This window comes from Denitrificimonas caeni DSM 24390 (assembly GCF_000421765.1).
In the GTDB taxonomy this organism is placed as follows: Bacteria; Pseudomonadota; Gammaproteobacteria; order Pseudomonadales; family Pseudomonadaceae; genus Denitrificimonas; species Denitrificimonas caeni.
The window spans coordinates 241,140-252,829 of sequence record NZ_ATXQ01000003.1 but is presented as its reverse complement, the minus strand read 5'-3'; the positions used below and the strand labels follow the sequence as shown (position 1 = coordinate 252,829).

The 11,690-nt window shown below is 49.6% G+C and carries 8 protein-coding genes; 4 read left to right on the top strand and 4 right to left on the bottom strand.

The window, feature by feature from the left end:
• Positions 1–16: 16 nt before the first annotated feature.
• From H591_RS0106525 to H591_RS0106510, 4 genes are all read right to left on the bottom strand, one after another.
• On the bottom strand, positions 17–1,318 hold the full coding sequence (locus H591_RS0106525; RefSeq protein WP_022966145.1) for an MFS transporter: 1,302 nt from the start codon (positions 1,316–1,318) through the stop codon (positions 17–19).
• 136 nt (positions 1,319–1,454) lie between these two features.
• Positions 1,455–3,047, bottom strand: a complete 1,593-nt coding sequence (locus H591_RS0106520; protein WP_022966144.1) for a GMC family oxidoreductase — start codon at positions 3,045–3,047, stop codon at positions 1,455–1,457.
• Positions 3,048–3,100: 53 nt separating this feature from the next.
• The gene (locus H591_RS0106515) at positions 3,101–3,646 is read right to left on the bottom strand and encodes a twin-arginine translocation signal domain-containing protein (RefSeq protein ID WP_022966143.1); all 546 of its coding nucleotides are present in this window, start codon (positions 3,644–3,646) and stop codon (positions 3,101–3,103) included.
• Between the two features lie 17 nt (positions 3,647–3,663).
• Positions 3,664–5,070 (bottom strand): coniferyl aldehyde dehydrogenase, encoded by a 1,407-nt coding sequence (locus tag H591_RS0106510; RefSeq protein WP_022966142.1) that lies wholly within the window; start codon positions 5,068–5,070, stop codon positions 3,664–3,666.
• A gap of 150 nt (positions 5,071–5,220) precedes the next feature.
• Between H591_RS0106510 and H591_RS0106505 the strand changes: the two genes are divergently transcribed.
• The 4 genes from H591_RS0106505 (at position 5,221) to glyS (ending at position 11,644) form a co-directional block, all read left to right on the top strand.
• Positions 5,221–5,925 (top strand): TetR/AcrR family transcriptional regulator, encoded by a 705-nt coding sequence (locus H591_RS0106505; RefSeq protein WP_022966141.1) that lies wholly within the window; start codon positions 5,221–5,223, stop codon positions 5,923–5,925.
• A 63-nt stretch (positions 5,926–5,988) separates the two neighbouring features.
• On the top strand, positions 5,989–8,040 hold the full coding sequence (locus H591_RS0106500; RefSeq protein WP_022966140.1) for an alkyl/aryl-sulfatase: 2,052 nt from the start codon (positions 5,989–5,991) through the stop codon (positions 8,038–8,040).
• A 605-nt stretch (positions 8,041–8,645) separates the two neighbouring features.
• Positions 8,646–9,593, top strand: a complete 948-nt coding sequence (glyQ, locus tag H591_RS0106490; RefSeq protein WP_022966138.1) for a glycine--tRNA ligase subunit alpha — start codon at positions 8,646–8,648, stop codon at positions 9,591–9,593.
• Entirely contained in the window at positions 9,590–11,644 is a 2,055-nt protein-coding gene (gene glyS / locus H591_RS0106485) for a glycine--tRNA ligase subunit beta (protein WP_022966137.1), read from the top strand. Before glyQ ends, glyS begins: the two co-directional genes overlap by 4 nt.
• Positions 11,645–11,690: the final 46 nt, after the last annotated feature.

Sequence of the window (11,690 nt, the reverse complement as noted above, 5' to 3'; positions counted from 1 at the left end):
TTCAGTTGGCTAAACATCAGTAGTGCTGCTCTTCAGACATTTCGCCAACATCAGCTAGAGGGCTGTCTTGCATCTGTTCTTGTACGTGGCTTTCTTCGATCCGAGGATCAAGCGCTGCTGCTAAGGGCGAACTACTAATACCATCAGGCATATAGATGTGTTGCAAAGGTGCTTCATCGCTGAGGGTATCACCGCTAATGGCTTGTGGTCTTACGCGTATCACAATCAGCATGGCAAACAAGCTGAGTGACACATAAAGCATATTAGGGCCAAAAGACTTCATCAACACACCGATCAGTAGCGGGCTGATACTGGCACCGATACCAAAAGTGGTGAGTAACACGGCCGTTAACGAAACACGTTTTTCTGCTTCAATGTTGTCATTGGCAAACGCCACCGCTAAAGGGTAAAGGCTAAACAGCAGCATGCAAGATAAACTACCACCGATAAAGACGAAGACAATAGGTAAGTCAGTGAAAATCGCTTGCGGCAGGGCAATCAGCATTAATAAGGCGCTACCAACACGAATCAACGTGGGGCGATCTAAGCGGTCAGATAGCCAGCCCAGCGGGCCTTGCACCAGTAAACCGGCAACAATGCATGTGGCCATAAAGAGACCAATCATTTGTGTCGGTAAGCCAATCCGGCTGGCATATAGCGGCGCTAAACCGTAAAAAGCCCCAACCATTGCGCCCGCGACGATGCTGGTGAGCATGGAGAGCGGTACGCGCTGGAGAAAGTAACGTGGCTCAAGTGGCGCAGGGTGCAAGGGCTCCGGGTGAATACGGCGTGTTAGCGCGACGGGTACTAAGCATAGAGCAAAGCATAGGGCGACAAATAACAGCAGATTAATATTCAGGTCAGGCATCGCCGCCAATACTAACTGGCCTAAAACCATACCCAGGTAAGAAGCCATCATGTAGCCTGAAAACACCATGCCGCGCTCATCGGAAGTGCTTTGTTCGTTGAGCCAGCTTTCCACCACCATATACATCGACATCATGCCAAGACCTACCACCACGCGCAGTGATAGCCAAGCCGGCAAGCTTTCAGTTAGCCCGTGCAGTAACACTGCTGCGGTGACGATACCGGCACTGGCCACGTAGGTACGAATATGTCCGACGCGAGCAATTAAGCGGTGACCGAGTTTGCCGCCCAGTACCAAGCCTAGATAAAAGCCGGTCATCAAAGCACCCACCCAGATACCGTCTGCACGTTCAGCAACATGCAGAGCTAAGTATGTACTCAGTAAACCTGAGCCCAATAGCATCAGTAGCGTGGCGAAATACAGTGACTTAAACGACTTCCATACAGACATGCGGCATCCACCTAGGGTAAAGCGTGAAGGGGGTTTTGCTTATAACTCAACATTCTGCGCTAGCAAACGCAGAATGTTCTGATAAGTCTACGCGCCACACAGCTTGACGGCCAACGCAATGCAGTAATTTCTTGATTTAAGCGGCGAGGCGCTTGATCAGTTGCTCTGTGAGCAAAGCACACAGCGCGTAAATCGACAGTTGTGGATTAGCGCCAATACTGGTAGGGAATAAAGAACCGTCGTGAATGGAGAGGTTTTCTAATTGATGATGCATGCCTAGGCTATTGGTCACACCCTGCGAGGCATCATCACTTATTGCGCAGCCACCCATCACATGGGCACTGCCTAAGCGCGCGCGGTATAAAGACAGGTCTAAGTTATCAATCAGCGATTTAGCACGGTTTAAGCTTGTGACATAGTCAGCATCCGCATGCACAGGGAAGACCCGTTCAGCACCGGCTGCAAACTGAATCTCAGCCATGTTGTGATAGGCGCGGCGGATACCATTCCAAGTATAAGGCGTCATTTGATAATCCAACACCGGACTGCCATCGCTACGCAATTCAACGGTACCGCTGGCGCTGTCTGGATGAAAGCCGTCACGCATCAAAGCAATCATCATATGGGTGTTGGGCAGTTGCGCCATACGCTCTGCGTTGACCTCGCCGTAACCTCCTAAAATGGTCGCGGCAAAGGCTGGGTGCAAGGGAGGCACTTCAAGCTTGTAGCCGAGAGGCCCTTTGGCACCATTAAGCCACTGGAAATGGTCGCTATAAATGGATTGAGGGGCACCGTAAAAAGGATTGACTGGCTCGGAAAACTGCGCGGCAGAAAAGTTCGTTAAATGTAAAAAGGTGCGTTTGCCGCAACGCTTGTGCGGGTCAGGCGCTTGCGAGCGCAGCAATATTGCCGGTGTATTGATGCCGCCACCGGCCAAAATATAATGCTTGGCGCGAATAATGATTTTACGACCAGTCGGCTCAACGCCGCGTGCATCAAGGGCTTGGCACTCTAAGTGCTGGACACGGTTCTGTGTCATCTGTAAGCGTTCAGCGCGAGCTAAATAAAGCAGGCTGCCGCCATTGTTTAAGCTGGCCGGAATGCACGTGACCAGCATTGATTGTTTGGCGTTCACCGGACAACCCATGCCGCAATAGCCTAAATTCATGCAGCCACGTACATTGCGCGGAATCACTGCCCAGCTCAGATCCAGTGCCTCACAGCCACGCTTGATCACTTCATTGTTGGCGTTGGCAGGCATGCTCCAAGGGGCAACCCCGAGACGTTGTTCCATGCGCTCAAACCAAGGTTGCAAAGTATCCTTGTCTAAACCACTGACCGCATGTTCGCTGGCCCAATGCTTGAGGGTTTCGGGCGGCGTACGAAAGCTCGAGGTCCAGTTAATTAAGGTGGTGCCGCCCACAGCGCGACCTTGCATAATGGTGATAGCGCCATCTTTGCTCATGCGGCCCATGCCTTCCTGATAGAGGTCAGCGTAGGCTTGTGGCTCTTGCATTTTGAAATCAGTACTGGTGCGCAGCGGTCCTTCTTCAACAATCAATACGCGCAGCCCGGCAGCGCTTAATAACTCAGCACTGGTGGCCCCGCCAGCACCGCTGCCAACAATCACTACATCAGCTTCAAGCTGCAGATCGTTTTCAAGCAGGGAGGCGTTTTGCACCTGCCAGCCACTGGCGATGCCTTGTAGGAAAGGGTCTGCAATAGGCATAAGTGTTCTCTATTATTGTTGTGATAAAAGTGACTTGAACAAGCTATTTAAAATTACTGCAGCACCGGTGGGCCAGGATAACCGCAGTGTTGCCAGGAACTTGGCTGTCCATAGTGAGCCAGCATCGCCAGTTGCAATAGAGCGTTATGACCCATTTTTAATAAATCAAAACGACTGTTTTCCCAGCGTTTGAGAAACTGTTGAACATCGGCTGATGACGCTTGCGACCAAGCCCCCCAAACACCCGTGAGTGGGCCGCGCGTTAGCGGGTTATTGAGCACATCAAAGAGTTGCACGGTCAGTTTGCGCATCTCGGGCGAAAAACTGGCGAGGCTATTGTCGATGGCGCGCAGCGTGCTGTGTAGGTTGCTATTCATCTGCTCAGCAGCAACTGCGCCGCTATACAGCACCGGCAAGATCGCCGATAAACACAGGATGTCATCACTGCGCAGCACAAGAAAACCGTTGCTGGCAGGATCGTTGCTACAGCCGGTCAGACTTGCCGATAAACTGAGCACACTTAAGCTCGCCGCAGAAACAGCGCTAAGTTTGAGAAAGCTGCGCCGAGAAAACTCGGTACTCTGAGCAACATGCGACATGCTTTGGCCTCGTCGTCTTAACGTAAAAAGAATTTCAGAATCAGTTTCTGCAGCCAACCGCCGTAAGGTGGGTAAATCAGTTTGGCGGCATTTAAACGCTGTTTGCTAAACACCGACTTGCTGTGGCTAAAGGTTAAGAAACCTTCGTGAGCGTGATAGTGGCCCATACCGGATGGACCAATACCGCCAAAGGGTAAATCATGCTGCGCAACATGCAGCAAAGTATCGTTGATGCAGACGCCACCAGCATGACTGTTGTGCAGTACATGCTGCTGCTCGCTAGACTCATAGCCAAAGTAATACAGCGCTAAAGGACGTGGACGCTGGCGAATATAAGTTAAGGCGTCATCCAGGGTTTGATAGCCCACGATGGGTAACACAGGCCCAAAGATTTCATCCTGCATGACGCGCATGTCATCGCTGACATTCAGCAGTAAAGTGAGGGGTAAACGTTGACCTTGGCCTTCGGCGTGGATAGCAATCGCCTCTGCCCCTTGGCTGGTGGCGTTATCAATGGTGTCTTGCAAGCGTTGTTGGTGTTGTGGATTGATAATCGCAGTGTAATCAGGGTTGTCAGCCAGTTTTGGATAGAATTTGCGTACAGTGCTGCGCATCGCCTCAACAAACTCATCGATGCGCGCGTGCGGCACTAAAATATAATCAGGTGCGACGCAGGTTTGCCCAGAGTTAACCATTTTACCAAAAGCAATTCGCTCTACGGCGTCGGCCATGGGTATATCGGCGCTGATAATCGCCGGTGATTTACCGCCGAGTTCTAATGTCACAGGCGTGAGGTTTTTCGCCGCGGCGCGCATCACATGTTTACCGACCTGGGTTGAACCGGTAAACAGTAGGTGATCGAAAGGCAGCTCAGAGAAAGCTGCAGCGAGATCGGCTTCACCTTGCACCACGCAGACTAAATCTTCTGGGAAAACACGGGCTAATAACTCTTTTAGCAACTGCGCGGTGCGCGGGGTGTGCTCGCTCATTTTGATCATCACCCGATTGCCAGCAGCCAGTGCGCCAGTTAATGGGCCAATACTTAAAAAGAGTGGGTAGTTCCACGGCACAATCACGCCGACGACGCCGAGCGGTTGGTAGACGATTTTTGCTGAGGCAGGTTGAAAGGCTAAGCCGACTTTACGTTTAACCGGTTTCATCCAGCGCTTAATGCGCTTACAGGCATAATCAATGCCTTCCAAGCTAGGCATTAATTCAGCTAAGAGTGTTTCGTCGTGGCTGCGATGACTGAAATCCGCACTAATGGTGTCGCATAGCAACTTTTGTTCGCTGGCGAGTACTGTGCGTAAAGCCTTAAGCCATTCAATGCGTTGCTCAGCACTGGGCATCAACTGTGCTTGATAAGCGTGTTGTTGCGCGCTTAGTAAGTCATTTAAAGCACTGATCGGCGTGTTGTTGGGCATGATTAAACTCGCAAACAAATAAATATAACTGATGTTTTAGAGTATTTGCTCTAATTGGTCAAGTGCATTAGAGTATTTGCTCTAAGTGCTCAAGTGATAATGCAGTAGAGCAGGCGTGATGTGTCCAGCGGATAGCAAAGAGAGGCTAGATTGGTAGAGCAAATAGCAGAACATACGCAGCAAAACAGCAGATTAAGCACGCGTCAGCGCATTGTGCAGACTGCGCTTGAGTTGTTTAATCAACAGGGTGAGAGGCAGGTCACCACCAATCATATTGCTGCGCATCTAGGTATCTCACCTGGCAACCTGTACTACCACTTTCGTAACAAGCAGACGATTGTGCTCGAGCTTTTTAGTCAATATGAGCAATTGGTTGATCAGTTTTTACAGCGCCCTCAAGATCGAGTGATGACCGTTGCTGATAAGGCCTTTTTATTGGAAGCGCTGCTCACCGCTCTTTGGGGTTATCGCTTTTTGCACCGTGATATGCAGCATTTATTAGCCGCCGATACTGAGTTGGCTCAGCGTTATCAAACTTTGGCACAGCGCTGCTTGAGCAATGCGCAAGGCATTTATCAAGGCTTTGCTGATGCCGGTATTTTGCGTATTGATGCGGCCAGTATTGAGGCTTTAGTTCTTAACTCTTGGGTGATACTCACCGCTTGGGTACCTTTTGTATGCAGTATGCAAAAAGATTCAACCGATCTAACTCCGGCAATGCTACGCCGCGCCATCTATCAAGTGCTGATGCTCGAGCGTGAATATGTCAGCGCACAAGCACGTCCCGAAGTGGATGAACTGTTACAAAAGTATCAGTTATCACTCAATGAGATTTTTCCTCTCCCTAGCCAGTAGAGACAAGTTCCATAGTGACCTGATATTTTTTTGGTCATTATTTCTGCGATATTGGAGTTTATAATGATAAAAACAATATCTTCGGCAGCTACTTATGTTTGTGCTCAGAGCTTAAGTCGACTTTTACTTTTGAGTGGCAGTTTATTGATAACAGCCTGTGATCCGTCTTCGCTACACATCAGCGTTGATGAGAGCGAGCGTGCTGCGACTGTAGATACCATCAAGGCTAACCGCCAAGTTGGTAAGCAGTTGAATTTGGCCGACCAGCAGGATTTTGAGGATGCACGTCGCGGTCTAATTGCCAGTCCTGAAAACTTACAGATCAAGTCTTTGCGCGATCCGACTAAAAACGTGTGGGACATGCCCGCTTATGGTTTTATCCAAGGGGATGCGCCTGATACGGTAAACCCGAGCCTATGGCGACAGGCTAAGTTGAATAATATTCACGGTCTGTTTGAAGTGACGCCCGGTATTTACCAAGTGCGTGGTTTTGATTTATCTAACATGACCTTGATTAAAGGTGACAATGGCTGGATTGTCGTCGACACCATGACATCCAAAGAAACTGCGCGTTACGCGTTTGATTTTGCCATGCAACATTTAGCGGAGCGTTATCCGAACAACACGAATATCAGCGCTATTGTATTTACCCACAGCCATATTGATCATTTTGGTGGGGTGTTAGGTATTGTCAGCCTGCAAGATATTGCCGAGAAAAAGATTCCAGTGATCGCGCCAGCTGGGTTTATGGAAGAGGCTACCAGTGAAAACATTCTTGCCGGTGTCGCGATGGGGCGTCGTGCAGTGTATATGTACGGTAAAAACCTTGAGCGTAACCCGTTCGGCCATGTTGGTAGCGGCCTAGGCAAGGGACCTGCTTTCGGTGGCTTTAGTATTGCTGAGCCGAATCAGTTAGTCAGTAATACACCCACAGATTTGAATATAGATGGTGTTGAGTTTCAGTTTCAGTACACGCCAGACTCGGAAGCGCCAGCGGAGTTTACTTTTTACTTGCCGCAATACAAGGCCTTTGGTGGCGCAGAGGTGGTGTCACGCAATATGCATAATCTATATACCCTGCGTGGTGCCAAGATTCGTGACGCGCTGAAGTGGAGTGGTTACATCGAAGAGGCGCGTAATTTATTTGCGGATGCTGATGTGTATTTTGCCAGTCATCACTGGCCGATGTGGGGGCAGGAGCGGATTCAGACATTTTTAAAGCAACAGCGCGATACCTATAAATTTATTCATGATCAAAGTGTACGTCGCATGAATAAAGGCATGACTCCAGGCGCAATTGCCGAAGACATAACGTTGCCAGCCAGTTTGGCTACGGTGTTTTCTAATCGTGAATATTACGGCACTGTTAAACATAATGTGCGCGCTGTGTATCAAGCGTATTTAGGCTGGTACGATGCCAATCCCGCGCACTTAGATCCATTGCCGGACTCTCAGCGTGCTGTGGCCTACGTTGAGCTGGCAGGCGGTGCGGAGAAAATGTTGGTACAGGCTCAAGTTGCCTTTGATCAGGGCAATTATCGCTGGACTGCTGAGCTGCTAAACCATTTAGTATTTGCTGATGCCAGTCATATTGCCGCTCGTAAACTACTGGCAAGCACCTATGATCAGCTAGGTTACCAAGCTGAGTCTGGACCATGGCGAGACGTCTATTTGACCGCAGCTTTGGAGTTGCGTGAAGGAACATCTGCTGCTGGAGTTGAGTTGGCGGCGATGAAAGACCCGTTTTTGCAAACGCCACTAAGTAACTTTTTCGATACCCTTGCGGTTCGTTTAAAGGCTGAAGATGCGGCTGACAAAAACTGGCATATTAAAATTCACTTTACCGACCTGAATGAAAGCTATTTATTGTGGATTGAAAACTCAGTTCTGCATCACCGTTTATTGGATGATACAGCGCCGCTAACCGAGAAAGTCCACGCCACTCTGAATTTGACTCATCCGTTATTCGTCGACATGTTGATTGGTGAGGCTGGCGCTAAAGAGATGCTGCTATCCGATGATTTAAGCATTGATGGCAGTAAGATCGATTTACTACGATTTTTCAGTTTGTTTGAAAAGCCGGTGGCCAATTTTGGCATCGTGCTGCCAAATTAAAGAAGCAAATAAAGCGGATATCAATATCGGTGCTTGGCGTATCTCGGGAGTGCCGTTTTCCCCTCAACGGGCCATCCTAGCTCAATTCGGGCGCTGCGCCATCCATAGCTGCGCTTGTCACGTCACCCGCGAGACACTTCTCAAATATTTGTATTGTTTGCGCTATTTTTATGAGGCTCTTTGCGAGCTTTTGATGTGCAAAATCGATGCACATGATCAACATGCAGGCCTGCGCCGATAGTGCCCGCTCAGCCAAGTGCGATCTAGCTGGCAGCACAAATGATCAACGAGTGCTGCGCTATAGTTGTGACGAGCGAAGTCATGGATGACGTAGCGCCGGAGTTGAACCTTGGATGGGTTCATCGACGGAAAACAGCTATAGCGCAGTACGTTTTACGCAAATATGCACAGCACACTTTACGCAATCTAGATGTGTGAACTGGTTATATCGCAGCTAAAGAATTACTAAGGCTGAGATAAAGTGAACAAACCCCGTCATTCAACATCAATAATGCGCTTTAACTGAGCAATACCCGCTGCGGGAACACCTGTATTTGGGGTATACTCTTGAACTTTCTGCCCGTCTTTAATAGTGGATATATACCGTGACCCAAACAACCGCCCCCGTGCGTACCTTCCAAGATCTGATTCTCACCTTGCAGAGCTTCTGGGCTGAGCAGGGCTGTGTGGTGTTGCAACCTTATGATATGGAAATGGGTGCTGGCACCTTCCATACTGCAACCTTTTTACGTGCTCTCGGACCGGAAACCTGGAACGCTGCTTATGTACAGCCTTCGCGCCGCCCAACCGATGGTCGTTACGGTAACAACCCCAACCGCTTGCAACATTATTATCAGTTCCAAGTGGTGCTTAAACCTAACCCAGACAATATCCAAGATTTGTATTTAGAATCTTTACGTCATATTGGTATTGACCCGCTGGTGCACGACATCCGTTTCGTTGAAGACAACTGGGAATCGCCAACTTTAGGTGCTTGGGGTTTGGGTTGGGAAATCTGGCTCAACGGCATGGAAGTCACCCAATTTACCTACTTCCAGCAAGTCGGCGGTATTGAGTGCTACCCGGTCACTGGTGAAATCACCTACGGTCTTGAGCGTTTGGCCATGTATATCCAAGGTGTAGATTCGGTGTACGACTTGGTTTGGACCGACGGCCCATTTGGTAAAGTGACCTATGGCGATGTCTTCCATCAGAACGAAGTGGAGCAGTCCACCTATAACTTTGAACACGCCAACGTTGATAAAATGTTTGAGCTGTTTGATTTTTATGAAAGTGAAGCCAGTCGTCTAAGCCTGTTAAATCTGCCGTTGCCCAGCTATGAAATGGTGTTGAAAGCCTCGCATACCTTTAACTTGTTGGATGCACGCCGCGCGATTTCTGTAACTGAACGCCAGCGCTATATTTTACGTGTGCGCACTTTGGCGCGCGCTGTAGCACAAAGCTATTTAGAAGCACGGGCGAAATTAGGCTTCCCGATGGCACCTGAAGCATTACGTGATGAAGTATTGGCTAAGCTGGAGATTGAACAATGAGTGCGCGTGATTTTTTAGTGGAGCTGGGTACCGAAGAGCTACCACCCAAAGCCCTCAATACCCTAGCCAAGGCATTTCGTGATGGCATTACCAAAGGCCTCAAAGCGGCCGGCTTAAGCCATGGCAATGTCCAGGTTTTTGCCGCACCGCGTCGTTTAGCAGTGCTGATTAGCCAACTGGCTGAGCGCCAGGATGATCGTAGCCAAGCCATTGATGGTCCGCCAGTACAAGCCGCGTTTGATGAGCAAGGTGAGCCGACGCAAGCAGCGCTAGGTTTTGCGCGTAAATGTGGCGTGGATATTGGTGAAATTGATCGCAGCGGCGCTAAATTACGCTTTGAACAACATATTCCAGGGCAGGCGACTGTAGGCTTGTTGCCAGCGATTGTTGAAGAGTCGCTCAGTGCTTTACCGATTCCTAAACGCATGCGTTGGGGCGCTCGTAAAGAAGAGTTTGTGCGTCCGACCCAATGGTTGGTGATGCTGTTTGGTAACGATGTCGTGGATTGCACAATTTTGGCGCAAACCGCCGGTCGCGCCTCACGTGGCCACCGTTTCCATCACAACAGTGATGTCGTGCTCAACCAGCCCTGCGATTATGTCGAAGCGCTGCGCAAAGCCTATGTGCTGGTCGATTTTGCTGAGCGTCGCAGCTTAATTCAAAAGCGTGTTGATGTGCTTGCTGCCGAGCAACAAGGTACCGCGATTGTGCCGCCAGCTTTGCTGGATGAAGTGACCGCATTGGTGGAGTGGCCAGTGCCGTTGGTGTGCTCATTTGAAGAGCATTTCTTGGATGTGCCACAAGAAGCCTTGATTATCACCATGCAAGACAACCAGAAGTATTTCTGCTTGTTGGATAGCAAAGGTGCGTTGCTGCCACGTTTTATTACCGTCTCGAATATTGAAAGCCGCGATCCGCAACAAGTGATTTCCGGTAACGAGAAAGTTGTGCGTCCGCGTCTCACCGATGCCGAGTTCTTCTATCTGCAAGATCAAAAGCAGCCTTTAGAGGCGTTTAATGAGCGCCTACAGAATGTAGTGTTCCAAGCGCAGTTGGGCAGTGTTTACGATAAAGCTGTTCGCGTTTCTAAACTGGCGGCAGTGATTGCTGAGAAAATCGGTAGTAATCCTGAGCATGCTGCACGTGCTGGTTTACTGTCGAAGTGCGATTTAGCTACGGAGATGGTCGGTGAGTTCCCGGAAATGCAGGGCATCGCCGGCTTCTACTATGCGCAAAATGATGGTGAGCCTGGTGATATCGCTTTAGCACTTAATGAGCAATATATGCCACGTGGTGCTGGCGCTGAATTACCGACAACCTTAACCGGTGCGGCGTTAGCAGTGGCGGATAAGCTGGATACCTTGGTGGGTATTTTTGGAATTGGCATGTTGCCAACCGGCAGTAAAGATCCTTACGCCTTGCGCCGTGCTGCTTTGGGTATTTTGCGTGTATTGATTGAAAAAGATTTAGACATTGATCTGGCCTATTTGGTGGCTATCGCGATTACCCAGTATGGCGATAAGATCGAGAGCAAAGGCTTGGCAGAAAAAATCCTCGACTTCATTTTTGATCGTCTGCGCGCCCGTTATGAAGATGCCGGTGTTGATGTTGCGGTGTATCAAGCAGTGCGTGCGGTGCACCCTATGTCGCCCTTGGACTTTGATCAGCGTGTGCAAGCGGTGCAAAACTTCCGTGCCTTGCCAGAAGCGCAAGCTTTGGCTGCAGCCAATAAGCGTGTATCGAACTTGCTGGGTAAAAGTGCCACCGAGCAGAGCACAACGGTGCAAGCGCATTACTTCGACAGCCCAACCGAATTTGCTTTGTACGCAGCCTTACAGCAGGCGTTGCAGGCGGTACAACCATTGGCTGCCGAGCGTCAGTACACTGAAGCATTAACCCGCTTAGCCAGCCTGCATGAGCCGGTGGATGCGTTCTTTACCGCAGTGATGGTTAACGCTGAAAATCCTGAAGTACGTGCCAATCGTCATGCCTTATTGGCGCAGTTGCGCGGCTTGTTCTTAGGTGTAGCAGATATTTCTGTACTGGATTAATGCTCGACAAGAAAGACGATGAGCTTAAGGAGTCTCTGTTGAGCTC